The 25,301-nt window shown below is 66.1% G+C and carries 22 protein-coding genes; 10 read left to right on the top strand and 12 right to left on the bottom strand.

Annotation, left to right across the window (positions count from 1 at the left end; all coding sequences use genetic code 11):
- Positions 1-182: 182 nt before the first annotated feature.
- The 4 genes from ACQ3DC_RS05310 to ACQ3DC_RS05295 all read right to left on the bottom strand — a co-directional run bounded on the left by ACQ3DC_RS05310 (position 183) and on the right by ACQ3DC_RS05295 (position 4,953).
- The gene (locus ACQ3DC_RS05310; protein ID WP_157240749.1) at positions 183-563 is read right to left on the bottom strand and encodes a universal stress protein; all 381 of its coding nucleotides are present in this window, start codon (positions 561-563) and stop codon (positions 183-185) included.
- Between the two features lie 35 nt (positions 564-598).
- On the bottom strand, positions 599-2,569 hold the full coding sequence (locus ACQ3DC_RS05305) for a tripartite tricarboxylate transporter permease (RefSeq protein ID WP_321214556.1): 1,971 nt from the start codon (positions 2,567-2,569) through the stop codon (positions 599-601).
- Between the two features lie 8 nt (positions 2,570-2,577).
- Positions 2,578-3,789 carry a hypothetical protein gene (locus ACQ3DC_RS05300; RefSeq protein WP_321214555.1) on the bottom strand — a complete coding sequence of 404 codons (1,212 nt, stop codon included), beginning with the start codon at positions 3,787-3,789 and terminating at the stop codon, positions 2,578-2,580.
- A gap of 84 nt (positions 3,790-3,873) precedes the next feature.
- Complete coding sequence (locus ACQ3DC_RS05295; protein WP_157240755.1) at positions 3,874-4,953, bottom strand: PrpF domain-containing protein; 1,080 nt, start codon at positions 4,951-4,953, stop codon at positions 3,874-3,876.
- A gap of 278 nt (positions 4,954-5,231) precedes the next feature.
- Here ACQ3DC_RS05295 and ACQ3DC_RS05290 point away from each other — a divergent pair, with 278 nt between their 5' ends.
- Entirely contained in the window at positions 5,232-6,146 is a 915-nt protein-coding gene (locus ACQ3DC_RS05290) for a LysR family transcriptional regulator (RefSeq protein ID WP_157240757.1), read from the top strand.
- A 6-nt stretch (positions 6,147-6,152) separates the two neighbouring features.
- On the opposite strand, the gene ACQ3DC_RS05285 is transcribed toward ACQ3DC_RS05290, so the two are convergent.
- Positions 6,153-6,797: a DNA alkylation repair protein gene (locus ACQ3DC_RS05285; RefSeq protein ID WP_416235554.1), complete on the bottom strand. Its 645-nt coding sequence runs from the start codon at positions 6,795-6,797 to the stop codon at positions 6,153-6,155.
- Between the two features lie 200 nt (positions 6,798-6,997).
- Between ACQ3DC_RS05285 and ACQ3DC_RS05280 the strand changes: the two genes are divergently transcribed.
- From ACQ3DC_RS05280 to ACQ3DC_RS05245, 8 genes are all read left to right on the top strand, one after another.
- The gene (locus ACQ3DC_RS05280; RefSeq protein ID WP_323057457.1) at positions 6,998-10,711 is read left to right on the top strand and encodes a nitrate reductase subunit alpha; all 3,714 of its coding nucleotides are present in this window, start codon (positions 6,998-7,000) and stop codon (positions 10,709-10,711) included.
- Entirely contained in the window at positions 10,711-12,405 is a 1,695-nt protein-coding gene (narH, locus tag ACQ3DC_RS05275; protein ID WP_323057456.1) for a nitrate reductase subunit beta, read from the top strand. The genes ACQ3DC_RS05280 and narH overlap by 1 nt, the downstream gene beginning before the upstream one ends.
- Positions 12,402-13,022 carry a nitrate reductase molybdenum cofactor assembly chaperone gene (gene narJ, locus ACQ3DC_RS05270; RefSeq protein WP_323057455.1) on the top strand — a complete coding sequence of 207 codons (621 nt, stop codon included), beginning with the start codon at positions 12,402-12,404 and terminating at the stop codon, positions 13,020-13,022. The genes narH and narJ overlap by 4 nt, the downstream gene beginning before the upstream one ends.
- Before the next feature lie 2 nt (positions 13,023-13,024).
- Positions 13,025-13,912, top strand: a complete 888-nt coding sequence (gene narI / locus ACQ3DC_RS05265; protein ID WP_430751739.1) for a respiratory nitrate reductase subunit gamma — start codon at positions 13,025-13,027, stop codon at positions 13,910-13,912.
- Between the two features lie 12 nt (positions 13,913-13,924).
- Positions 13,925-15,160 carry an MFS transporter gene (locus tag ACQ3DC_RS05260; RefSeq protein ID WP_323057453.1) on the top strand — a complete coding sequence of 412 codons (1,236 nt, stop codon included), beginning with the start codon at positions 13,925-13,927 and terminating at the stop codon, positions 15,158-15,160.
- A gap of 5 nt (positions 15,161-15,165) precedes the next feature.
- Positions 15,166-15,918 (top strand): hypothetical protein, encoded by a 753-nt coding sequence (locus tag ACQ3DC_RS05255; protein WP_323057452.1) that lies wholly within the window; start codon positions 15,166-15,168, stop codon positions 15,916-15,918.
- A 373-nt stretch (positions 15,919-16,291) separates the two neighbouring features.
- Positions 16,292-17,422 (top strand): ice-binding family protein, encoded by a 1,131-nt coding sequence (locus tag ACQ3DC_RS05250; protein WP_430751738.1) that lies wholly within the window; start codon positions 16,292-16,294, stop codon positions 17,420-17,422.
- 10 nt (positions 17,423-17,432) lie between these two features.
- On the top strand, positions 17,433-18,050 hold the full coding sequence (locus ACQ3DC_RS05245; protein ID WP_323057450.1) for a class F sortase: 618 nt from the start codon (positions 17,433-17,435) through the stop codon (positions 18,048-18,050).
- A gap of 69 nt (positions 18,051-18,119) precedes the next feature.
- Here the strand turns inward: ACQ3DC_RS05245 and ACQ3DC_RS05240 are convergent, their stop codons facing one another.
- Together ACQ3DC_RS05240 and ACQ3DC_RS05235 are read right to left on the bottom strand one after the other, a co-directional pair.
- Positions 18,120-18,638: a GNAT family N-acetyltransferase gene (locus tag ACQ3DC_RS05240; protein ID WP_323057449.1), complete on the bottom strand. Its 519-nt coding sequence runs from the start codon at positions 18,636-18,638 to the stop codon at positions 18,120-18,122.
- 84 nt (positions 18,639-18,722) lie between these two features.
- The gene (locus ACQ3DC_RS05235) at positions 18,723-19,151 is read right to left on the bottom strand and encodes a hypothetical protein (RefSeq protein ID WP_430751737.1); all 429 of its coding nucleotides are present in this window, start codon (positions 19,149-19,151) and stop codon (positions 18,723-18,725) included.
- Between the two features lie 88 nt (positions 19,152-19,239).
- Between ACQ3DC_RS05235 and ACQ3DC_RS05230 the strand changes: the two genes are divergently transcribed.
- Positions 19,240-19,908, top strand: a complete 669-nt coding sequence (locus tag ACQ3DC_RS05230; protein WP_430751736.1) for a helix-turn-helix transcriptional regulator — start codon at positions 19,240-19,242, stop codon at positions 19,906-19,908.
- 211 nt (positions 19,909-20,119) lie between these two features.
- Here the strand turns inward: ACQ3DC_RS05230 and ACQ3DC_RS05225 are convergent, their stop codons facing one another.
- The 5 genes from ACQ3DC_RS05225 to ACQ3DC_RS05205 all read right to left on the bottom strand — a co-directional run bounded on the left by ACQ3DC_RS05225 (position 20,120) and on the right by ACQ3DC_RS05205 (position 25,163).
- Positions 20,120-20,785, bottom strand: coding sequence for a haloacid dehalogenase type II (locus ACQ3DC_RS05225; RefSeq protein ID WP_430751735.1), 666 nt, complete (start codon positions 20,783-20,785; stop codon positions 20,120-20,122).
- A complete protein-coding gene (locus ACQ3DC_RS05220; protein WP_430751734.1) occupies positions 20,782-21,438 on the bottom strand; it encodes a TetR/AcrR family transcriptional regulator in 657 nt (218 codons plus the stop codon). Before ACQ3DC_RS05220 ends, ACQ3DC_RS05225 begins: the two co-directional genes overlap by 4 nt.
- The gene (locus tag ACQ3DC_RS05215) at positions 21,435-23,927 is read right to left on the bottom strand and encodes a PEP/pyruvate-binding domain-containing protein (RefSeq protein WP_430751733.1); all 2,493 of its coding nucleotides are present in this window, start codon (positions 23,925-23,927) and stop codon (positions 21,435-21,437) included. Before ACQ3DC_RS05215 ends, ACQ3DC_RS05220 begins: the two co-directional genes overlap by 4 nt.
- Positions 23,928-24,302: 375 nt before the next feature.
- Entirely contained in the window at positions 24,303-24,674 is a 372-nt protein-coding gene (locus tag ACQ3DC_RS05210; RefSeq protein ID WP_104999181.1) for a PH domain-containing protein, read from the bottom strand.
- 18 nt (positions 24,675-24,692) lie between these two features.
- On the bottom strand, positions 24,693-25,163 hold the full coding sequence (locus ACQ3DC_RS05205) for a TM2 domain-containing protein (RefSeq protein ID WP_430751732.1): 471 nt from the start codon (positions 25,161-25,163) through the stop codon (positions 24,693-24,695).
- Positions 25,164-25,301: the final 138 nt, after the last annotated feature.

Raw genomic sequence — 25,301 nt, 5'->3', positions numbered from 1 at the left:
CTGTCCTTCGTCCGGCGTATCGGAAAAGATGGCCACATAAGGGGAGGCAGGGCCCGGAGATGGCCCTGCCTCCTGTGCGTGCGCGCCGTCCTCCGCGCCCGTCTCTCGGGCTTCCTGTTGCGATGGAGTGCGTGGACGGCGGCACGCGCGCCGGACGGGGGTCCGGCAGGTTGTGCCTGTACTTACAGCCTGTCGGCCCGCACGGCGAGCACGGGGCAAGTGGCGTCCAGGAGGATCCGCTGAACGGTGCTTCCCAAAATGAGTTTGCCCACCATGGAGCGGTGCCGCAGGCCGATGACTACCATTTCGACGTCGCGGTCCTGCGCAATCTGGATCACTGCATCTCCCGGGTCGGCCAAAACGGAGGATTCGACAGTGAGGGCAAGCCCGGCATCGGACAGCTTGCCTTCCAGTTCCGCGATCTCGTGATCGTCGAGGTCATGGTGTCCCCGGCCCACATTGACAATCAGCAGATCCGACTTTCGCAGGTGCGCTTCCTTGATGCCCTCCGTGAGTGCTTCCCGTCCTTCGGGGGCGGGCGCATAGGCCACGAGTACCGTCATTTGTCTTTCTCCAATGGTTTAGGGGGTAGGGACTGCTAGACAAGGGTGTTGAGCCAGCCTTGCGGCAGGTCGATCGGCAGCAGGGAGGGGAGCGCCAGGAGCACGACATACAGCACCCCTGTATAGATGACGGCGACCTTGAGGCGGGCCCTTGCGACCACCAGCAGGAACGCGGGAATGAAAACCGTCACGGCCACGAGGTATCCGAATACTGCGGTGAGTGCCAGGAAACCGGTCATCCATGCGAAGGTTTTCAATGCGAAGCCTGCATCGAGTGTCCAGCCGGCCCGATCGGCCCTCGTGCGGACCCGTGCCCGAATTTCGGTGAAGAGGAGGATCCCGGAGAAGGCCAGTCCGCCGATGCTCACCAGCTGGGGGACGAGCCTGGCCTCGGGTGAGAAGGACGCCGATGATATGAGGGCTGCGGCAAACGCGACGGCGAAGATGCCGGATGCTGCCAGGGACCAGGTCGAGTTCTTCAGGGGCGCTTCGTCGTCCTCGGGCTGCTCATCCCTGTGCCCGTCGTCGAGGTTGGTCTGGCGGCGGGCGCGGATGAACTTGACGAAGGCCCACATCATCGGAAGGACCAGGATCGCCAGGAAGACCAGGACACCGGGCCGGGCCATCCAGTCGAAGCCTTCGTACAGGCTGTCTGTGAGGAAGTAATAGCGTTCCAGCGGGATTGCCAACACGAAGCCGATGAGGAAGGGCGCCCGCGGGAACCCGGTGGACTTCAGCAGCCAGCCGAAGACGCCCAAAATGATCATCACCCAGAGGTCGCCCAGCTGGCCGCCCTCCTGGAATGAGCCGAGGAGCATAACGGCCACGAGTCCCGCGGCCAGGACGGCGAAGGGGACCTTAGTCAGCTTTGCCAGCTGCTTGACGCTGAGGAAGCAGAAGAGCGCTCCGAGAATGGATGCGATGGCGAAGGACCAGACGATCAGGTACATCAGGTCCAGGTGCTCGGTGATGATCGAAGGGCCGGGCTGGATGCCGTATGTGAGGAGCATTCCGAGGAGCATCGCGGAGGGTACGCCGCCGGGGATGCCGAAGAGAAGGGTGGGGATCAGGTCGCCGGCCTCCACGGAGTTGTTGGCGCTTTCGGGGCCGACGATTCCGCGCGGGTCGCCCTTGCCGAACTGGCGCTTGTCCTTGGCGGTGGCGACGGCCTGTCCGTAGGCCAGCCAGGTTCCTGCGGTGGCACCGACGCCGGGGAGGACGCCGGCCCAGATGCCGATGAGCGCTCCGCGGATGACCTGGGTCCAGTGGCTGAGCCATTCCCGGATGCCTTGGCCCCAGCCGCCGCCGAGGGTTATTGTTTCCCTTTGTCCGCGCCGCTGGCTTGCACGTGATGCGATTTCGGCCAGGCCGAAGATTCCCAGGGCAACGGCCACGAGCGACAGGCCGTCGCCGAGGAACAGGCTGCCGAACGTGAAGCGTTCCTCGGCCGTGGTGGGTGAGGTTCCCACCATGCCGAGGACCAGGCCAAGGAGTCCGGCGGAGACACCCTTGATGATGTTTCCCCGCGAAAGGACTGCGGCCAGGGCTACGCCCAGGACGGTCAGCATGAACAGTTCCGGGCTGGCGAAGGAGAGCACGAGAGGCCGGGCAAGCGGTATCGCCAGGGTCAGGCCGATTGCGCCGATGATGCCTCCGGCCATTGACGAGAGGAACGCCAGCGTCAGGGCACGGGCTGCCTGTCCTTTCTTGGCCATGGAGTAACCGTCCAGCATGGTCACGCTCGCAGACGCGGATCCGGGTGCGCCGAGCAGCACGGCGGAAACGGTGTCTGAAGTATGGACGACGGCGAGGGCTCCAATCAGGAGGGCCAGCGCCTGGGGCGGTTCCATGCCGAAAGTGATGGGCAGGAGGATTGCGACGGCGCCGGTGCCGCCCAGCCCCGGGATGAGGCCCATGATGAGGCCGGCTACGGTGCCGATCAGGAGCATGATGAGGAGGGAGGGGTCAGCGAGGGATGCCAGCGCTGCCATTGCGGAGTCAAGCATGATGGTCCTTATTCAACGTGGATGTTGTATTTGTCCGCGAGCAGCCCTGTGACATAGGACCGGACGGAGTTGCTGACGGAGTAGGCGTCCCGGACGCGGTCTGCCACGCCGGTGTCCGCGACGAGGGGGTAGCCGCCGAGGACTTTGGCGGCTTTTTCCTGGAAGCCTTTGTCGGTCCCGAGCTTTTCGCTGGAACTGCGGAGCAGCTCATAGGCTTTTTCGGGTGTCTCCTGCGGAACCCACAGTCCTTTTTGGTAGGTGTAGGTCAGTCCCAGCAGGGTCTTGTACGCTTCGAACTTCTCGCCCGCGGGTTTCTTTCCGTGGAGCGTTTCGTAGGCCTCGGCGACTGTGGGTACATCAGGGAAATTGGGGTCCCGGACAACGTTGCCTGCTCCGTCCAGCTGGCCAAAGGACATGAGCACAACGGCTTTGCCCTCCTTGGCGATGCCGGCAACGGCTGAGCCGTAGGCCGAGGTGGTCTGGTAGTCCAGGTCGATTTCCCCGCGCTGGAGCGCCAGGTTGACCGGTCCCCGGCCTTCAAAGCCGAAGGTGCTTGTCACGTCCGCTTCGAGCAGGTCGAAGGCAACAAGCGTGGTGATGTCCAGGCCCGTGGCGCTGATGCCGCCGAATTCCAGGGGCGTATCCCGGTTTATCAGGTCCTGAAGACCGGACACTCCGGCCTCGGCACGGGCATAGATGACCCCGCCGGTGCCGTTGACGACGACGGGCTTGAGGTCTTCGAAGGAGTACTTCACGGCCGAGCGGCCCAGGACCCAGGGGACAACGGTCGATGCCGTCCCCACCAGGATTTCCGTGCCGTCTGTCTTTGCCGAGCGGGCAAACCTGTTGGTGCCCAGGATGCCTTCGCCGCCGGCCTCGTTCACGGGCGCAAAACCGGGGCGGCCCGCAACATAGTTGGTTAGTTCGGTGCCGATGAAACGTGCCCAGGTATCGGTTCCGCCGCCTGACGCGAGGGGGATCAGGAACTCCAGGGTTTCGCCGCTGAAGTCCCCGTCCTCGGTGCTGGAGGGCGGATTCAGCAGGCTTCCGCCGAGGACCGTGGTGGCGGTGCCCAGCAATGCGAAGGCGCCGACGGCTGAAAGGATGGTCCGCCGGGAATGCTTGGGCGGCTCTGGCAGGTCCGCTTCTTCGTACTGCCCGGCAAGTGCCTCTTGCGGAGCGGTTCCGGGTGGTTCCAAGGATGACTTGTTGCTCGTCATTGAGATGATCCTTTTGATCGGGTGCCTATCTCGGCGCAGCGCCTTCCAGGAGCGCGCGAGGGGCAGATTGTTGTGGTTGCGCGCTTACCAGGTCTCTGGCAGCAACAGTTCTGCATCGGCCAAGCGGCGGGCACTTCGGAGGGTGCCCACAACCGGGACACCGTCGCGGGTCTCGGCCCAGGTTTGGACGAGGCCCGCAGGAGTCCGCATGGCGAGCCCGGAAGAAGCGTCGGTGGAGATCAGGTCCCGCACCACGGTGCCTTCATGCTGTGCAGCCATAGTCAGGGCGACGCTTCCGGTGATCGCCAGCGCCGGGTGGAGCTTGCCCATTGACAGCATCCGGACCACCAGGTCGGCTCCCTCATCCGAGGACGGCCGGGCCACCAGCGCGAGCTTCGGAATCGCACGCTCGGCTTCGGCCCTCGTGGCGGCCAGGCCCATTCGAACCGCTGCGTCCCGCCGCACGTCGTCCAGGTGCACGAGGAGTTCAGCCTGGCCATCGATCTCCCCGGCTGTCTCATTCCCGGTGAGTCCCACGGAAGCAGCCTCCAGGATGATCAGCGGCGCACCGGCATCAATCAGGGTGGCAGGGATTTCCCGCCCGTCGAACGTCACCTTCTCCACCGGCTCTCCGGTCGGGAAGAGCTTCCCGGTTGTCCGTCCTGCAGGATCGAAGAAACCCATGCCCACGGACAGCCCCGGGAACGGAACGCCCGGAATCATGAGGGTACCGGTCTCCTGGAGCCTGCCGTCCGGGGTGGAAACCTTCTGCAGGATGAGCTGGTCGGTGTTCGTGTTCAGCGTCCGCACGGATGTCGTTTCCTGGCCGGCATCAACCCAGCCCCGATCGATTGCGTACGGTGCCACCACCGCTGAGCAGTTGCCGCAGTTGCTTCCCCAGTCAACCCTGTGCTCCTCGACGGCCACCTGGGCGAAGGTGTAGTCAACGTCTGCCTCGGCGCTGGCTGAGCGGGAAAGGATCACAGCCTTGCTGGTCGTGGAGGTTCCCCCGCCCACGCCGTCAATCTGGCGGTTGTCCGGGCTGCCGAACAGCCGAAGGAGGACTTCGTCAACGCTCTTTCCGGGGACTTGGAGGTTGTCCCATTCGAACACCCAGCACTTACTGGTTCCGCCCCGCATCCACGCTGCTGGGATTCTAAACATGATTGCTTTCACACCTTCCTGGGCCCTGCTGTGGGCCGTTCCGCCTTTCGGCTAGGACCTAGTGTGATCCGCCCCATCATTGAATTACAAACGCTATTTTTTGCAGGGTCTTGCACTTTTACTTCAATCAAATGGCGGCTGGACGGGCATTTCGAAGGTCATGGCAGCCCTTTCCTTGACTCCGACGGCGTGCGGCCCGTCCCCGTTCGGCTGTGGATGAAGGTGCAGGCTAAAATCCTTAAGGGGATGTAAGCAACACTTCAAAGGAGTCCGTGCCGATGCTCAATGTTCGAAGGCTGGAACTGCTGCTGGACGTGGTGGAGCTCGGATCCATCACGGCAGCGGCCGAGAAGCACGTGTACTCGCCGTCAGGCGTGTCCCAGCAGCTGCGGCGACTGGAATCGGAGATCGGCCAGCCGCTTCTTCAGCGACAGACCCGCGGAATGGTACCGACGGATGCCGGCCACGTCCTGGCGGCGCACACGCGCCGCATCCTCAGGCAGATGGCGGCCGCCGAAGCGGACCTCGCCGAAATCGCCGGGCTGAACAGGGGCAGCCTCACCATGGGAACCTTCCCCACGCTGGGAGGTTCGTTTCTTCCCTTGGTCATCAGCAAGTTCAAACGCCAGTACCCTGCCATTGAGCTGCATGTGCGCAGCAGCCGCTTTGAGGACTTGGTCGAGATGCTGGAGAACGGGCAGGTGGGCATGTCCCTCCTCTGGGACTACGAATGGAGCAGGATCAACGCCGAGGACTTTGCCCTCACCACGGTTTTCGAGGACGCAACCGCCCTCGTTGTGGGAAAGGACCACCGGCTGGCCCGGCGCAAGCAGGTTGACATGGCGGACCTTGCCGATGAGGAGTGGATTGTCCGCGAGGAAGCGCACCCGGTGGTGGAGGTGCTCCAACGAAGCGCCCGTGCCGCGGGTTTCACCCCCCGGATCGCCTTCCACGCCAATGACTACCAGGAAGCCCAGGCGATGGTCAGCGTGGGGCTCGGCATCGCCTTGGCGCCTCGAACCGCCGTCGTCAACAAACACCCGGGGGTCAGCATCGTCTCCCTGGGCACTACCGCACCCTCAAGGCGGGTCCTGCTCGCGCACCGTCACGACAGGGTGCGGGCCGCAGCCGAGATTGCCTTCCAAACCACGCTTCTGGAAGTGGCGAAGGAATCAACGGCCGACTTCCGGTGACGGCCCTTAGTGCCCCGCCTGCCGGCGCACCATTTCGTTGATCCACGCGGGGGCGAACGGTGAGGTGCAGCCCGGGGGAGTGGGGTAGTCCTTGAGCACCTCCAGGCGCTCGCCGATCTCCAGCGCGCGGGCCCTGAGCCCGGGGTGCCCAATGCCGATCTGGGCCAGGCAGGTGTTCATGGCCCACTGCAGCCGGTCCGGGGAGTCCTTCATCTCCGCCTCGATGACGTCCAGCAGCCCCTCAAGGTCCAGGCCGTCAGGCGCCTTCACCACGCGCTCGCTTGTCAACGCCCAGCCGGCACTTGCTACTACCGGATCAGGATCGGACAGCCAGGCCACCCGCAGCTCCTCGGCGTGCGGGTTCTTCTTCACCACGTAGTTCACCAGCCAGTCCTGCACCTTGGGCGCCCGCGCCTCCCGCAGCATCGCATCCAGTTCGCCACGCCCGAACGCCTTCGGCCGGCAAACCAGGAGCGCCAGCAGCCGCGCCGCGGTATCGCCCGTGGCCCAGAGGTCACCGGCAAGTTCCTGTTGGGTTTTCAGCCGCTTGGCGATGGCACGCAGTTTGCTGAGGTTCACGCCGTGGTCATCCCCGTGCCTCTCGTTCACCTCGCGCGCCCTCGGGTCCTCGAGCCCGGCCAGTTCGGCCATCAGCTCCGCCACGCCCGCCTTGGCTAACGTCGTCTCAGCCACCGCAGCCTCCTGTCCAGTGTGTCCGAAGTCCAGCCTAGGGCGGGAAGCGCTCCGGCGCAGGCGCCCGGCAGGCGACCAGAGCCTAGTCCTGCCACCAAGCAGCTGCAACCAGTCGAAAGACCCTACTGGACCAGCCGCGCCGCACCTACGGTGGCAGCATGGCTGAGGAGCGTTTTGTCGCGGGGGTGGACGGGCCGGCATCGGATGCAATGCTGAAGCTGGGCAGGTTCTTTACGAAGTGGGACCAGACCGACGACGGCAGGGCAGTTTTCCGGGAGGGTGGCCGCAAGGGGGATATCTTCTACCGCGACCGGTGGAGCCACGACAAGGTGGTCCGCTCCACCCACGGGGTGAACTGCACCGGCTCCTGCTCCTGGAAGGTGTACGTCAAGGACGGCATCATCACCTGGGAATCGCAGCAGACCGACTACCCTTCCGTGGGCCCCGACAGTCCCGAATATGAACCGCGGGGCTGCCCCCGCGGGGCTGCCTTTTCCTGGTACACGTACTCGCCCACCCGGGTCCGTTTCCCCTACGCCCGCGGCGTGCTGGTGGAGATGTACCGCGAGGCCAAGGCCCGGCTGGGAGACCCGGTGCTGGCGTTCGCCGAGATCGCCGCCGACCCGGAGAAGCGCCGCCGCTACCAGCAGGCCCGGGGCAAGGGCGGGCTGGTCCGGGTGTCCTGGCAGGAAGCCATCGAAATCGCGGCCGCGGCGCACGTGAACACCATCAAGACCTACGGCCCGGACCGCTGCGCCGGCTTCTCGCCCATCCCCGCGATGTCCATGGTCTCGCACGCGGTGGGAACCCGCTTCATCCAGCTCATCGGCGGGGTGATGACCTCCTTCTACGACTGGTACGCGGACCTTCCCGTGGCCAGCCCGCAGGTGTTCGGAGACCAGACCGACGTCCCCGAATCCGGCGACTGGTGGGACGCCCGCTACCTCATGATGTGGGGCTCCAACGTTCCGGTCACCCGCACCCCGGACGCGCACTGGATGGCCGAGGTGCGGTACCGCGGCACCAAGGTGGTCACCGTCAGCCCGGACTACGCGGACAACACCAAGTTCGCGGACGAGTGGCTCCCCGCCCAGGCTGGAACCGACGCCGCGCTGGCCATGGCCATGGGGCACGTGATGCTCAAGGAATTCTTCGTGGACCGGCAGGTTCCCTTCTTCACGGACTACGTCAAGCAGTACACGGACCTGCCGTTCCTGGTCAGGCTGGAAAAGCGCGACGACGGCGCGTTGACGCCGTCGAAATTCCTCACCGCGCGTGACATCCCGGCGGAGTCCGGGGCTGAGGACGCGGCGTTCCGCACCGTCCTGTTCGACAAGAAGGCCGGCCGACCGGCCGTCCCCAACGGCTCCATGGGATTCCGCTACTCCGGCAGCGGAGAGGGCAGATGGAACCTGGACCTTGAAGGGATGGACCCCGCACTGTCCCTGCGGGAGGTCTCGGGTGAAAGCGCCGAGATCCTGCTGCCGTGCTTCGAGCAGGCGGACGGCACCGGCAGCGTGCTCCGGCGCGGGGTGCCCGTGATCGAGGTGGAGGGCCAGCTGGCCACCACGGTGTTCGACCTGATGCTCGCCCAGTACGGCGTGGGCCGCGAAGGGCTGCCCGGAGAGTGGGCCGCGGGGTATGACGACGCCGCCACCCCGTACACCCCGGCCTGGCAGGAGGAGATCACGTCCGTCCCCGCGCAGGCCTGCATCCGGGTGGCCCGCGAGTTCGCCCGGAACGCCGAGCAGTCCAGGGGCCGGTCGATGATCATCATGGGCGCCGGGATCTGCCAGTGGTTCCACGGCGACACCACCTACCGGGCGGTGCTGGCCCTCGTGATGCTGACCGGCTGCATGGGCCGGAACGGGGGCGGCTGGGCGCACTACGTGGGGCAGGAAAAGACCCGCCCCATCACCGGCTGGGTGTCGCTGGCCAATGCCCTGGACTGGTCCCGGCCGCCGCGCACCATGATCGGCACCGGGTACTGGTACATGCACACGGACCAGTGGCGCCAGGACGGCTACTCCGCGGACGCGCTGAAGTCCCCGCTGTCCACCGGCGCCCTGGACGGCCTGCACACCGCGGACGCCATAGCCCAGTCCGCAAGGCTTGGCTGGATGCCGTTCTACCCGCAGTTCGACCGCAATCCCCTGGACCTCGCCGACGAGGCGGAGGCCGCCGTCGCCGCCGGCACTGCGAAGGACACCCCCGGCTACATCGCGGACGCACTGAAGAACCGGACCCTGAACCCGGCCATCGAGGACGTGGATGCCCCGGAGAACTGGCCGCGCACCCTGGTCCTTTGGCGCTCCAACCTCTTCGGGTCCTCGGCGAAGGGCAACGAGTACTTCCTCCGGAACCTGCTGGGCACCCACAACAACGTCCTGGGCGAGGACCACGCGGAGGGGCTGAAACCCACGCACGTGAAATGGCACGAGAAGGCGCCCGAAGGGAAGCTGGACCTGCTGGTCTCCGCCGACTTCCGGATGACCTCCACCACGCTGCTGTCCGACGTCGTGTTTCCCGCCGCCACCTGGTACGAAAAGCACGACCTCTCCTCCACGGACATGCACCCGTTCGTCCACGCGTTCACCCCGGCGATCGACCCGCCCTGGGAAACCAAGACCGACTTTGACACCTTCCACCTGCTGGCCCGCGAGTTCTCCCGGCTGGCCAGGACCCATCTGGGCGTCCGGCGCGACCTGGTGAGCGTGCCGCTGCAGCACGATACCCCTGGCCAGCTGGCCCAGCCCGGCGGGACGGTCCGCGACTGGCGGAAGCCGGACATCCCCGCCGTCCCCGGGCAGAACATGCCCGTCTTTTCCGTGGTGGAGCGGGACTATACGGCCATCGCGGACAAGCTCGCCGCCGTCGGGCCCCTGGCGGACAAGCTGGGCTTCACCGTCAAGAACGTCACCTACAAACTGGACGGCCCGCTGAGCCGGCTCAGCCACTCGAACGGCGTGATGCTCGGCGGCGCCGCGGACGGCCGGCCGGCCCTGGACACCGATGCCAAAATGGCGGAGGCCATCCTGGCGTTCTCCGGCACCACCAACGGCATGCTTTCCGTGCAGGGCTTCAAGGACCTGGAAGTCCGGACCGGAAGGAAGCTGGCGGACCTCGCCGAGGGCTCGGAGGAAAAGTTCATCACCTTCGCCCAGACCCAGGCCGCCCCGGTGCCCGTGATCACCTCGCCGGAATGGTCCGGCTCGGAAACCGGCGGACGCCGCTACGCCCCGTTCACCATCAACATCGAACGGCTCAAGCCCTTCCACACCCTCACCGGCCGGATGCACTTCTTCCTGGACCACGACTGGCTCACGGACATCGGCGAAGCCCTTCCCATCTACCGGCCGCCGCTGGACATGCACCGGCTCTTCGGCGAACCCAAACTCGGCCGGAACGGGCAGCTGGAGGTGGTGGTCCGGTACCTGACGCCGCACTCCAAGTGGTCCATCCACTCCGAATACCAGGACAACCTGCTGATGCTCTCGCTGTCCCGCGGCGGGCCCACGGTGTGGATGAGCCCGGCGGACGCCGATTCCATCCAGGTCAGGGACAACGACTGGGTGGAATGCCTGAACATCAACGGAGTCCTGGTGGCCCGGGCGATCGTCAGCCACCGGATGCCCGCCGGTGTGGTGTACGTGCACCATGCCCAGGAGCGCACCATCGACGTGCCGAAGTCGGAGGCCACCGGGCGGCGCGGCGGCATCCACAACTCCGTCACCCGGCTGCTGGTGAAACCCTCGCACCTGATCGGGGGCTACGCGCAACTGGCGTACGCGTTCAACTACCTCGGCCCCACCGGAAACCAGCGCGACATGGTGGCCACGGTCCGCCGCCGCTCACAGGAGGTGCAGTACTGATGCGGGTCATGGCTCAAATGGGCATGGTGATGAACCTGGACAAGTGCATCGGCTGCCACACGTGTTCGGTGACCTGCAAGCAGGCCTGGACCAACCGGGCAGGCACCGAGTACGTCTGGTTCAACAACGTGGAAACCCGCCCCGGGCAGGGGTATCCCCGAAGGTACGAGGACCAGGACAAGTGGCGCGGCGGCTGGGCGCTGAACAAGCGGGGCAGGCTGGTGCTCAAGGCCGGCGGCCGGGTGAAGAAAATGTTCGGCATCTTTGCCAGCCCGGTCCAGCCCGAGCTCAAGGACTACTACGAGCCCTGGACCTACGACTATAAAACCCTGGTGGACGCGCCCCTGGGCGACGACTTTCCGGTGGCCCGGCCCAAATCCCTGATCACCGGGGAGGACACCAAGGTCACCTGGTCCGCCAACTGGGACGACAACCTGGGCGGCTCCGCGGAGAACGGGCACCTGGACCCGCTGGTGGAGAAGGTCCGGCGGGAGTCCGAGGACAAGATCAAGTTCGCGTACGAGCAGACGTTCATGTTCTACCTGCCGCGGATCTGCGAGCACTGCCTGAACCCGTCCTGCATGGCCTCCTGCCCCTCCGGCGCCATCTACAAGCGGGTGGAGGACGGGATTGTGCTGGTGGACCAGGACAAGTGCCGCGGCTGGCGGCAGTGCGTCACCGGCTGCCCGTACAAGAAGATCTACTTCAACCACAAGACCGGCAAGGCCGAGAAGTGCACCTTCTGCTACCCCCGGGTGGAGGTGGGGATTCCCACGGTGTGCTCGGAGACCTGCGTGGGCCGGCTGCGGTACCTGGGGCTGTTTTTGTACGACGCCGATGCGGTCACCGCGGCGGCGTCCGTCACCGACCCGAAGGCTCTCTACGACGCCCAGATGGACGTCCTGCTGGACCCTAACGATCCCGCCGTCCAGGCCGAAGCCCGGGCGCAGGACATCCCGGAGGACTGGATCGACGCCGCCCGGCGCTCGCCGGTGTACGCCCTCGCCAAGGTCTACAAGGTAGCGCTGCCGCTGCACCCGGAGTACCGGACCATGCCGATGGTCTGGTACGTGCCGCCGCTGTCCCCGGTGGTGGACCTGCTGCGGGACCAGGGGCACGACGGCGAGGACCACGGCAACCTGTTCGGCGCCATAGATGCGCTGCGGATCCCGGTGGAGTACCTCGCCGAGCTCTTCACCGCCGGGGACGCGGACCGGGTCACCGCGGTGCTGAAGAAGCTTGCGGCCATGCGTGCGTTCATGCGAGGCATCAGCCTGGGCAACGATCCGGACGAGTCCATCGCCGAGGCCGTGGGCATGGACGGGCAGGCCATGTACGAGATGTACCGGCTGATGGCCATCGCCAAGTACGACGAGCGGTACGTCATCCCCAAGGCGCACGTGGAGCAGGCGCACGACCTGGAGGAGATGGGCTGCTCGCTGGATTTCGACGGCGGCCCGGGCATGCAGGATTCCTCGCCGTTCGGTGAGGCGAGCGGCAGGCCGGTGCCGGTTGCGGTGGACACGTTCAACGCCCTGCGCGACCGGCAGACCAGCGGTGAGGTATCAGCGGGAACCAGCCTGAAGGGCAGGGTGAACCTGCTGAACTGGGACGGCCGGGGGGCACCGCCGGGCCTTTTCCCGGACAAGGGGCCGGAGCCGGGCACGTTGGCCGCGGCGGAGGACCAGCCGTGAGCCGCCGCGACCAGGTGGCGTATATGGCCGGTGCGTGGTGCCTGTCCTACCCGGACGAGGACCTCCTGGCCAAGGTGCCGCTCATGCGCGCCGCACTCGCGGAGTTCCCGGCCGCCGTCGAACCCTTCCAGGAGGTGCTGGACGCACTGGAATCCACGCCGCTGATGGAGAGCCAGGCACACTACGTGCGGGAGTTCGACCTCAGCCGTCGCCACGCCCTGCACCTGAGCTACTGGACGGACGGGGACACCCGGCGCCGCGGCGAAGTGCTGGGCAGCTTCAAGAAGGCCTACCGGCAAAGCGACATTTTGGTGGACACCCAGGGAGAGCTGCCGGACTACCTGCCCATGGTGCTGGAATACACGGCGCTGGTGGACTTCTCCGCGGGGCGGGAGCTGCTGATCCGGTACCGGCCCAGCCTGGAGATGCTGAAGTTCGGCTTGCTGCGGGACAAGCTGCCGCACGCCAGGATCCTGGCGGCCATCTGCGCCACGCTCCCCGGAAAGTCGCCGGCCGACGAACAGGCCGTGATGCGGATGGCGGGCTACGGGCCACCCACCGAGGCGGTTGGCCTTGACCCCTACGATCCGCGCCTGCTGCCCGTGAAGGGGGCCTGACCATGGTGACCTTTGAAACGCTGCCTTTTGAAACACAGCCCGGAGCCGCCGTCGAACTCTCTGCCCTGGACACTGTGCTGTGGGGTGTCCTGCCCTACGTGATGGTGGTGGTCCTGGCGGGCGGGCTGGTCTGGCGGTACAAGTACGACCAGTTCGGCTGGACCACCCGGTCCTCCCAGCTCTACGAATCCAGGCTGTTGCGGATCGCCTCGCCGCTGTTCCACTTCGGCCTGCTCGCCGTGATCGCCGGGCACTTCTTCGGTCTGGTTATCCCGATGTCCTGGACGGAGGCGGTGGGGATGAGCCAGGACTTCTACCACTTCAACGCCCTGTTCGTGGGCGGGATCGCGGGCGTGGGAACCCTGGGCGGGATCGTCCTGCTGATCTACCGGCGCCGCACCACCGGGCCCGTGTTCATGGCCACCACCAAGAACGATAAAACCATGTACGTGGTCCTCACTGCCGCCATCGTGTTCGGCCTGTGGACCACGCTGGCCAGCGTGTTCGAGGGCGAGCACGCGCACAACTACCGTGAAACCGTGGCTCCGTGGTTCCGTTCGCTGTTCATCTTCCAGCCGGACATCGCAGCCATGGCCGCCGCGCCGTTTTCCTTCCACCTGCACACGCTGGTGGGGATGGCGCTGTTCATCATCTGGCCGTTCACCCGGCTGGTCCACGCCTTCACTGCACCGTTCCACTACCTCTTCCGCCCGTACATCGTGTACCGCTCGCGGGACCGGGTGAAGGCAGGTGCTGCGGCCGGTGGACGCCCGGGCCGGAGGGCCGGAACCGGGGCGGGCGGCAAGGCCGCGCAGAATCCCAACGCCCCCAGCGTCCGGCGCGGCTGGTCCGCCGTCGGGACCCAGGACCGGGACACCCGGAACCGGTGAGAGGAGAAGACAATGGCCGCAGCCGCCCAGCCCACTGAAACCTCCCACCCGGGCAAGGGACGGAACCTGGCCCTGGCCACTGCCGCCTCGGTCACCGCCTTCTGGGCGTGGAACATCGTGGCGCCGCTGGGCGCGCGCTACACCCAGGGGATGGGACTGGACCCCACCTCCACAGCGGTGCTGGTAGCCATGCCCATTTTTGTGGGAGCGCTGGGCCGGATCGTGATGGGCGCCCTCACGGACCGCTTCGGCGGCCGGGTCATGTTCACGGTTGTCCTGCTTGGCAGTGTCCCGCCCGTCCTGCTGGTGGCCCTCGGCGGCACCCTCGGTTCCTACGCCGTGGTGCTGGGCGCCGGCCTCTTGCTGGGCATCGCAGGTACCGTGTTCGCCGTCGGAATTCCCTTTGTTTCCGCCTGGTACGAACCCTCACGGCGCGGCTTCGCGACGGGCGTTTTCGGCGCTGGGATGGGCGGGACCGCGCTGGCGGCCTTCCTGACCCCGCGCCTGGTGACCTGGATCGGCTACCTGCCCACGCACCTGCTGATTGCCGGGCTGCTGGTGGTGATGGGGGCCGTGATCTGGTTCAACCTGAAGGAGTCCCCGGACTGGAAGCGGAACACCGCGCCGGTGATCCCGAAACTCAAGGACGCGGCCGGGCTCGCCGTCACCTGGAAGCTGTGTTTCCTCTACGCCATCGTCTTTGGCGGGTTCGTCTCCTTCGCCACGTACTTGCCCACGTACCTCCGGGATATCTACCAGTTCGATCCCACTGCTGCAGGCACCCGAACTGCGGGTTTCGCCCTGGCGGCGGTCCTGTTCCGGCCCATCGGGGGAGCAGCCGCGGACAAAATCGGGTCCAAGCCAGTGGTCCTCACGTCGCTGGCGGGCATCGCGGTCCTGGCTTTCATCGTGAACCTGCGGCCCGACGGCGAGATCCCGGCAGGCCTCACCTTCGTGGCCATGGCGGCATCGCTCGGCCTGGGCGCCGGTGGCGTGTTTGCCTGGGTGGGCAGGCTCGCGCCACAGGGGAAGGTGGGCAGCATCAGCGGCATTGTCAGCGCGGCCGGTGGAATGGGCGGCTACTTCCCGCCGCTGGTCATGGGAGCCACCTACAACGCAGCGGACAACAGCTACTTCATCGGCCTCATGCTGCTGGTGGTCACGGCAGTCATCGCCTTCGTGTTCACCATCGTTGCGGTCCGGTCGCCGAAGCAGCCCGCACCGCAGGGTGCATTGAAGGGGACGTAGATGTCATGAAGCGGTCAGCGTGGCCCGGCGCGGCACTACTTCTTTCGCTTTCGCTGCTCACCGCGTGCGGCGGGCAAGCCAGCCAACCGCAGGGGACGTCGTCGGGCGTTACCGCAACGGCAAGCGCCACGACAACCCGCACGCAAACGACGACGGCGGCACCTTCGCCGAGTGCCTCCGGTGGCCCCTCCGTTGCCTCGCCGTCGGCTTCCTGGACCACCTACACCACGGCGGCCCGCGACCTGGCGTTCGACCTGCCCTCCACATGGAACATCAAGGACCCGGCGGGGGAGCTGGCCGAGGGCGGCGGGGCATTCGCCGAGGTGACCAGCGAGGATGGGCGGCTGCTGGCGACGCTGCGCACCAACATGGCCACCGGCTCCACGTGCACCGAAAAGTACCCCTACTCGGTCCTTGAATCGCAGGAGATGCCGCAGCTGGCGCAATACGGCACCGTTCCGCGGTACACCTTCGAAACCCGCGGCAACGACATCGCAGCAGGCCCGCCGGATACCCCGGCAGCGGCCTACGGCATCACCACCGCGCCCCTTCCCGAAGGTGACTCGGCCTGCTATATGTTCCACTTCTTCAACTGGCCGCCCAACGCCGCCACGTTCGGGGCGTTCTACAACCCCGAGCTGAACCTGACGCCGGGCGACCCGTCGCTGCCGTACCTGGAGAAGGCGAAGCTGTATGCGGGGACGCCGGAGTATGCGGACATCAAGCGGATGATCACGTCGCTGCGGCCGGCGGGGTAGGGACGGAACGTTCGGCGTAAATGCCCTGCAACTGCGACACATCCAGGGACTTGAATAATTCTTTTGGGTTCCAGGTGCGCCCTCAAGGGCCTGGGAGTGGCGCGGGAGCCCGCCCTGACCAGCCACGATGGGGACTAGGGACCGCGCCGGCCGTTCCCAGGTTCCTCCGGGGTCTTCCCGCAGTTTGCGGAGACCGTAGGCGGACCACCGTTTGAAGCGTAGAGTCCGCAGGTATCGCTCCCTCACAATTTGTCAGGCAGTGCTTTGGGGCGTTTGCCCGCTGGGGGAAGGAACTGCCATGCAACACTGCTCTGCGCAACGACGCGGGTCACAACGACACACCTCGGGGGCATCCCGGCGCCGGCAAACAGCAATGGCAGGGGGTGCAGCCGGAGTTGTTATCCTGGCGGTCGCCTGGGTTTGGCAGCAGTCACCCGCCTTCGCTGCCACGCCGGTGGGTTTGGGCACTGCCACCTCCTACTCCGTGCTCGCCGGCTCCGCAGTGACCAACACCGGCCCATCCACCCTCCAGGGGGACCTGGGCGTCAGCCCCGGGACTGCAATCACAGGCTTTCCGCCAGGGATTACGGCGGGGGCCATCCATGCGGCAGATGCGGTTGCGGTGCAAGCGCAGTCGGACCTGACCACTGCCTATAACGCCGCAGCAGGGCAGCCGTTGACCACCAGCGTTGCAGGGGACCTTGTGGGCATGACGTTGACTGAAGGTGTCTACAGGTCCACCAGTTCGCTGGCCCTCAGCGGACAGCTCACCCTGGACGGGCAGGGCAACCCCAACTCCGTCTTCGTGTTCCAGGTGGCGTCGACTTTGATCACCGCGTCAGCCAGCAGCGTCATCCTCACCAACGGCGCCCAGGCCTGCAATGTGTTTTGGCAGGTAGGCAGTTCGGCCACCCTGGGTACCGCATCGAGTTTCAAAGGTTCCATTCTTGCCCTCACCTCCATAACAGCGGAGACCAACGCCGTTGTGGAGGGCCGGGTTCTCGCCCGTAACGGTCAGGTCTCCCTGGACACAAACGTGATCACCAACCCGGCTTGCACGCCAGCCGCAACCACACCGCCCATTTCGGGCACACCGACGCCCACGGCAACGCCCACGGAGACGGCCTCCCCGACTGAGACTGCGACTGCGACTGCGACGGCAACCAGCACACCAACTGCTACGGAGACAGCATCAGGGTCCGCCACAGCGACGCCGACTGCAACAACCGTCGACAGCCCGACGCCGACAACCGCAGGTGGAGCAGGTGGAGCAGCGGGCAATGGGCCAGGTGCCAACGGCGCCAGTTCCTCCGCGCCTGCAGCAGCTGTCCCGCTGGCCGGTACTGGTGCAGGGGGACGGAACCAGGGCACGAACATTGATACGGCAGCGGGCCTCCCAGTTGGAGGTCAGGAGGCCCTCGGAATAGTCATGGCGGCCCTTGCCGTGACCGCGGCCATCGTCTTTGCAGCCAGGCGGGTGCTCGGAAGGCGTCGGAGCAGTTAGGGCCAAGGGCTTGCGGCGGAAAGCCGTCCTCTCCCTCGTGGGGGCGGCAGGCTTAGCGGCGGCAATCCTGGGCGGCGGGTCCGCGCAGACCCTGAGTCCAGAGGCCCTGCCGCAATCGTCTCTGTCGGCTGCCGCAGAGGCGCCGTCCCCCTCGGTGGAACATGGTCCACTGCAGGAAGCTGCCGCCTCGCAGCCCGTGCACATCGCTTACCCCGCGGTGGAGATGGACCAAGCCGTCCTGCCGCTCTCTCTTACGGAGCAGGAGGCGAGCCTTGGCTCCCTTGTTCCTCCCCCTACTCCGGACGCTTACTGGCTGACCCCGTACGGCACACCTGGTCCAGGCTCCACCAACACCACGTACATCGTCGGGCACAGCTGGGAGGGGCGTCCTTCCCCCTTCAACGGGATCAGTTCACGCGCGCAGCCGGGCGATCGGCTGACCGTATCCACGGCGCAAGGGCCGCTGGTCTTCACCGTCGATGAGATCACCACGGAGTACAAGGACACCCTGAGGGACAGCGCGATCTGGGACAGGGTCCCGGGCAGGCTTGTCCTGATTACCTGCTTTACCGAGGATCTGTGGGGGACCAACATCATCATCCAGGCCAGCCCCCTGCCCTCGGATTAGCGCAGACCAACGCTGGAGCATGAACGCGCATCGCGACTTCCAACCGCAGCCCTGTCCTCCGCGGACCGGTTACGCCGTGTCGATCCAGTAGCGGCGTTTGCCGTTGCGGGTGTCCTCGTAGATGCCGCCGTTCTTTTCGATGGTGGCCCGGGAGCCTGCGTTTTCCTCATCGCAGGTAAGGAGGACCCGCTGGATTCCAAGTTCCCGGGCGATCGGCAGGGCATCAGCCAGCGCCCTGGCTGCATGGCCGCGGCGCCGTGCAGAGGGCCTGACACTGTAGCCGATGTGCCCGCCCTCGTTGAGGAGGAAGTCGGTCAGTTCGTGCCTGATGGCGAGTGAGCCAAGGAACGTGCCGTCTTCAACGATCCACAGGTAGGTGCAGGGCACATGCCCCGGCTTGCGCGGGGTCTCCGGCAGTGCGTCTCTAAGTAGCGCGTCCACGAAGCGGCCGAAAGCTTGGGGATTTTTGAGTTGCTCCAGGGGCCAGTCCTCTGCGCCTCCGCCGTCACGCCGGGCGCCGTCGAACTCAACGGCTCCTTCCAGCCAGGAGGAGTGGTAAGTAACGTCCGGAGCGATGAGGCGGGCCATCACAAGATCGTATTCGAAATGGCGGGCTGGACGCCGGGCCTGCACGAGTGGGCCCAGCGCCCACCCTTGCCAGTCCATTTCAGCTCACCTGAAGATGCCTGTCCCCGGGGAGAGCCGGTTCAGGGCCAGTGCGCCGACCAGGAGCCCGAAGTCCCGCAATGCCACGTCGTAAAAGCCGCCGAGAACCAGGAGGTTGACGATGATGCCGAGAAGCCAGACGGCCACGAGCAGTGAGCCGAACCGCGGACGCACAGCGACGGCAATGCCGGCTATCACCTCGACGACGCCCACCACATACATGATGGTCTGGGCGGGCAGGGGCACGATGGACGTGGCCACCGGGGCGAGGTAGATCGTCCAGTCGACCAGCAGGTTGGTGAACTTGTCCAGCCCAAAAACGATCGGTGCAACCGTGAAGACCGTGCGGAGCAAAAGGAAGGCCTGGTGTTCCCCTCTTAGGTCCTGTGCCTGTGCCTGTGCCTGCGCCGGCGTGTGGGCTGCTCTTGTTGTCATGATGGACTCCTTCTAAAAGTAGATATCTTGATTTTAGAAAGTGCCGTAGATTTAAACAAGAGGAATCTTTTTAGAAAGAGGTGCGGGCATGACCAGGCTTCCGTGGGCACGCCGGGTGGTGGCGCTGTCCTCCCTCGGGGACGAAAAGCGGCGGCAGTTGTATGAGCTGGTGCTCGCTGCTCCTGCCGCGCTGAGCCGGGACGAGGCTGCTGACGCCACGGATCTTCCCCGGAGTACCGTGTCATTCCATCTGGACAGGCTGGTGGCCGACGGGCTGCTTGCCGTGGAGTTCCACAAGCCGGCGGGTAAGTCCGGGCCGGGGTCCGGGCGCCCCTCGAAGGTGTACCGGGCCGCTGCCCGTGAAGTGGGCGTTTCGGTGCCGGACAGGAACTACGACCTCGCCGGGGAGCTGATGGCAGCGGCCATCGACGAGGCGGCGGCAACCAACCAGCCGGTGCGGGACGTTCTCCTCGCCACCGCCTATGCCAAGGGGAAGGCGCTGGCCGCGGACAGCCAGGGCCTGGAGGACTTCCTCGTCGCTTTCGGCTACCGTCCCAATCCCGACGGCAGCGGCGGGTTCACGCTGCCCAACTGCCCCTTCCACCGCCTCTCGGAGGGGCACCCAGGTGTCGTCTGTGCCATGAACGGGGCCTTTCTCAGCGGGGCGGCGGCCGGCAGCGGCGAGCCGGAAGAACGGGTTGCGGCCAACAACAGCCCGGGGCAGTGCTGCGCCACGATCACTCCGCGTGGAGCCTGAAGAACGTCCGACGGCGGGCGGACAGTCCCTGCGGCGGGCGCTCCCTGGGTGCCGCAGGAGTCCCGCGGCATCCGCCCTAAGGGCAGAGCCGGTCGAGGGTCTCCTGCGGGAAGTTTGTCCAGTCTGCTCGGGGCGCGGCTGACTGCATTCACGTGCTGGGTTCCGGGTTTGCCTGACATGCCAACGGCGCCCGTTGCGTTCCGGGCCCATCTCAGACCAGGGCAGCAGCCAACTGGTCCAGCGCCGGCACGGTGTAGTCCGGAGCCTGGAAATACTTGGGGTACTGGACGCCGGACCGGTTGATCCATGCGGTTCCGAGGCCGGCCTTCGCGGCCCCGTGGATGTCCCAGGGATGAACGGCCACCAGCAGCAGCTCATCGGGCGCTGCGCCGCACGTGGACGCGGCGTACCCGTAGGCTGCCCGTGCCGGTTTCCAGGCCGGCGCGTCCTCTACGGAGAGCAGCAGTTCAAAGCTGTCCCTGATCCCGGCGTCGTTGAACAGTTTCTCGGCAACCCCGGTAGCGCCGTTGGACAAGGTGGCCAGCCGGAACCCCGCAGCTTTGAGTGCCTTCACTCCTTCCGGGACATCCTGGTGCAGGCCAAGCCCTGCCAGTCCTGCCATCACATGCTCCACCGCAGCGTCAGGATCCCTGTCAAGGTCCATGCCGGCGAACAGGCCGCGCAGGGCCTCTGCGCCGATCTCGGCGAAAGACCCCTTGCCGCCGGCTGCGGTGAGGGCAAAGCCGTCGCGCAGCAGCGTGGCAAACCACAGCTTGGCAAGGGACGCCGGTGCACCTACCTCTTCGAACCTGCCTGCCAGGGGGGACATGTCCGAGAGGGTTTCATTGACGTCGAAAACAATGGTGGAAGGTTTCACGGGCGCAGCCCCCCTTCAGTTACAGTTTCAGGTGCCCGCCAGGTGTGCCCCGGGTCGAGGCCGAACAGCGGCAGCACCACTTCGTCCACAATTCCCACCAGGAAGTCATCCTCGATGGGGCCGGAGCCGAAGATGAACCGTTGCCGCAGCAGGGCGGGACCGGCCTCGAGCCTGAAGCCAGTCACGAGGTCCGGATCGCATTCGCCCCGTCTTACGGCGCTGGCAAGGATCTCATGCATCATCCTGCTGGCGTTTCCATGCGTGAACTCACGGACTTCTGCGGCAACTTCGGGGTTCTGCAAGGCCTCCCCCAACACTCCGCGAACGGCCTGTCCAACGGTCCCTTCCAGCAGCCGGGCAGCCTGCCGCATGACGGTCAAGGTATCCAGCCGCAGGCTGCCGGTGTCCGGGACGGTGTCCGGGCCATGCATAGAGGCGTAGGCGGCGTCCAGTACCAGGGCGGCGCGGCCGGGCCAGCGCCGGTAGAGCGAGGCTTTGCTTGCGCGCGCGCGTTCGGCTACCCGGTCCATAGTCAGCGCAGAGTATCCGGATTCGGCGATCTCTGCCAGGACGGCATCGAAGATCGCGTTGTTCAGGACCGCGCCGCGCCGGCGCGGCAGCTTTCGATGGTCCGGACCGGCTCCGGCGGTCACGACGACGGCTCCGCAGCAGCCGCCGTGACCTGTCCGCGTGTGCCGTCCACCAGGACCAGCTGGCCGGTCTGCAGGTCACGGGTCCCCGACCCGGTGGCCATGACGGCGGGGATCCCGTATTCCCGGGCGACGATGGCAGCATGGGAGGCGATTCCGCCGGCGTCAACCACGACGGCGGCCGCGCGCTGGAACAGGGGAGTCCAGGATGGGTTGGTGTAGGGGCAGACCAGGACCTCGCCGCTGCGGAGCAGTCGGAATTCGTCCGGCCCGCGAATGATCCTCACCGTCCCGGTGGCCTGGCCGCGGCTGGCGGGCATGCCGGACACCAGAGTTCCGGGCGCCGGACGCATGTGAGCGAACAGCGTTGCCGTGTCCAGCAGCGGAATGCCTTCCAGTTCCCGGCGTTTCGCGGCCCTGGCCAGCACCAGCCGGCGGTAGCGTTCCCTCTCGGCGGCAGGCAGCGCGCCGCCGTCGTCCATTCCCGCCAGTTCTTCAAAGCGCAGGTGCTGGACATCGGCCGCATCAGCCAGCACCCCGGCATCCCACAGCCGCCGGCCCAGTTCGGACAGCGCGCGCCGGAGCGGCGGCAGCACCATGGTGGCGTAGAAGTGGCTGTCTTCGCGGAAGGCGGTCCCGGCTTTTGCGGCGTCGACGGCGGACAGCAGGTGCCGCCGCAGGGCCGCGATCCGCAGGGCGGGATGACGTTTCAGTTCCGCAAGGGCCTGGCCGGTTTGGTCTGCGGCCGGCCGCCGCTCTCCCATCATGGAGGTGACCAGGCCTAGAACCACCTCGGGGGCATCGGACCAGGTTGGTGAACTGGACAAGAGCACGCTGACGGTTTCACGGTGGCCGTATTCTGCCAGGAATGCCTGGAATTGTGCGTGGAACTCCTTGAATTCAGGATCGTGCTCCAGCCGGGAAAGCAGTTCGCCCGGTTCAAGTTCCGTGAAGGCCCGGGCCAGCGTGCCATGCGACCGGACCTGGTCGGCCAGAGCCTCCAGCGCACGGTTTGCCTGGCTGGTGCGGGTTTCCGCGCCGGCGATGAGTGCCGGGCCAAGGTGCCTCTTGCCCAGCAGCATGAGCATCAGGCGCAGCTTGGCCTGCGGAAGGAAAGCTCCCGGCAGGTACGAGATCCGCAGCTCGGTGATCCCCCGCATCGTGGCGAAGGCGTCCTCCGCGAGCCCGATCACCCCTCGCCAGGCCAAGGTCCGGGGGTCTTGGGCGTTGAGCCGCCGGACGTTCTCCAGGAATGTGGCGAACCTGCTGTCCCGGGTCCACCGGGTTGGATTGAACCGGCGGGCCCGGCGCACCACGGAAACAGGTGCGCCGAGCGTGCGAAGTGTAGGGTGCGGCACCGGAGGAACCAGCCGGACCACCACACCGTCCTCCTCCGGCAGCAAGTCGTTCACCGACGGGAAGACGACGCCGACGCTTCCGGCCATGCCGTGCAGCATGGCCAGAATGCCGCGCTGCATCCAGCCGGACACGTCCAGGGGATACGGACGTTCCTGGAACATCTCCAGGAAGAACGGACCCATCAGGCGCTGGAACGGGTTCAGGTGTAGTGGCTGCGGCGGCAGGGCGGTCATCGGCCGCGACTGGAGCACGTACAGGCGCCCGCCGGTGATGGCCCATTCCATGTCCTGCGGCCGGCCGAAATGATCCTGGGCACGTATTGCCAGCCGCGCCAGTTCCGCCAACTGCCCTGTGCCGAGGGCAGCCTGCCGGCTGCCCGTGCCGGCGCTCTCCCGGGTGCCCCCGCCGGCAAGGGCCCGGATCACAACCTCATGGGCGCCCGGGATGAACGATTTTGTCCGGCCCGAACGGTCCAGCACGTAGTGTTCCGGCGTGACGCGTCCGGAAACCACGGCCTCGCCCAGGCCGGGGCTGGCATCGACCACGATTTCACCGCGCTCGCCGGTTACCGGGTTCGCGCTGAACAGGACTCCCGCGGTGTCCGCCGGCACCATGTCCTGCACGACGACGGCAATCGACACTTCCCGCGCGTTGATCCCCTGGCGCTGCCGGTAGGCGATGGCGCGGTCCGTCCACAGCGAAGCCCAACATTCCACCACGGCACGGGTCACTGCCTGCTCGCCGACAACGTTCAGGAAAGTGTCCTGTTGCCCGGCAAAGGCGGCTCCTGGCAGGTCTTCGGCGGTGGCACTGGAACGCACGGCCACCGGACCGCCGCCCAGCGCGGCGTAAGCCGCCGCAATATCAGCGGTGACGCACGCCGGCACGTGGGATTCGGCGAACAGCGCGCGGATCCGTGCTCCGGCGTTTTCGGCTTCGAGCAACCCTTCCAGTTCGGCGCCCAGGCCGGTTTCTGCCAGCAGGGTGGCGTAGGCGGCGGTTGTGACCACAAAGCCCGCTGGAACAGGGAAGCCGTGGCGCACGAGCTCACCGAGATTGGCTCCCTTTCCGCCAGCCAACGCCAGGTCCGCGGCACCGAAGTCGGCGAGCATCCCGGTGAATTTTTCAGGCATCCGGGACTCCCTGGGGACAGAGGGGGGCGGAGCGGCCGTTGGTCCAATGGCCCCCAGAACCATCACAGGCAGGATTCCCGGAAGTGCCGCACGAATGGCTGTTGGACACTGCGGGATTGCGGCGCTGCTTGCGGTCCATTGGGCCCCGGTTTAGAGAACTATTGGTTCTCTAAAAGAGTACGTTCGTTGTGCCAAGGCCGACAAGGCTTTGACTCGGCCTCGGCATGAAAGTGGACGTCGAGGCGCCGTCAGGGCCCCCGGAACCGGTCGGCCCTGCCCCATACGCGATGGGTGGCTGGGCCGCCGGTATCCGGGCACTTCCCTCGCCGTAGAAGGGCGGCCGAAGCATCCGATCGCCCTTCTACGTGCTGACTGCTATTTCGTGTTCAGCATGTTCCAGAGAATCAAGTCATGTGCGTGCTTGGCTTTGTCATCGCCGCGGAAGTCCGCTTCCTTGATGCTGCCACCCGTGTCGATTCCGATGCTGGAGGTTGACGCGAACCTGCCCATCATCGACTTGTTGGACAGCATCGAGACGGAGCGGATGTTCTTATAGGGCACGGACACGACGGCAAGTTTGTTTCCGACGAAGCTCTTGTCCTGGAGGATTACGCGCATGTTGGTGATGCCCACGAAGCCGGTACCGACCCCGATGCAGTCGTAAACGGCGTAGACGATTTCTCCCTGCAGGAGCCCGGCCCTGATTTGCTCGAGCTGTTCATACTTGTCGTGAATGATCTCAGTCAAAGTGCAGTCTCCTTCGGCCTAGTTGCGGAGCGGAACGCCGTGGGCGTCCCGCTGGAAGTAGACGGCGCCCGCGAGGATCATGATGCCCTCGATAAGGCCCCACAAGGCGAGGAATCCCAAGCCCAGCACACTCAGGACGATCGCGAGCACGAGCTGGATGATGCCGATCTTTGTATATCCAAGGTAAAAGCGGTGGATACCCAGGCCACCCAGGAATATGCCCAACAAGCCTGCCGCGATCTTCGACTTGGACTGCGGGTAACCGTAACCCGGCTGCGGCATGGGCGGCTGGCCTGAGTATTGCGGCGGCTGGGGCATGGGCGGCTGGCCTGAGTACTGCGGCGGCTGCGGCATAGGCGGCTGCGCAGAGTACTGCGGGCCGGGGAAGGGCGGCGGGGTTGGAGCTTGGGCGCCGTTGTAAGGAGGGGGCACAGGCGGGCCGTAATTTTCCTGCGGGGCCGAGTTCGCGTCGGGGTGTTGCTGGGTCATGGTTGATGCCTTCCGGAGAATGATGATGCGGCCCCAGGTGACCGGGCGGCGGCAGTCAACGACGGCATCCCCCAGAATCCATAGCCTTCCTTAGTGTGACGGACTGCTGGGCAAATTTCCCTGTAAGCCGCAGTGTTT

Origin of the sequence: Paenarthrobacter sp. NEAU-H11 (assembly GCF_050573415.1) — a bacterium.
Taxonomy (GTDB): Bacteria; Actinomycetota; Actinomycetes; order Actinomycetales; family Micrococcaceae; genus Arthrobacter.
The sequence above is the reverse complement of the archived record's forward strand: the minus strand, read 5'-3'. Positions and strand labels throughout refer to the sequence as shown.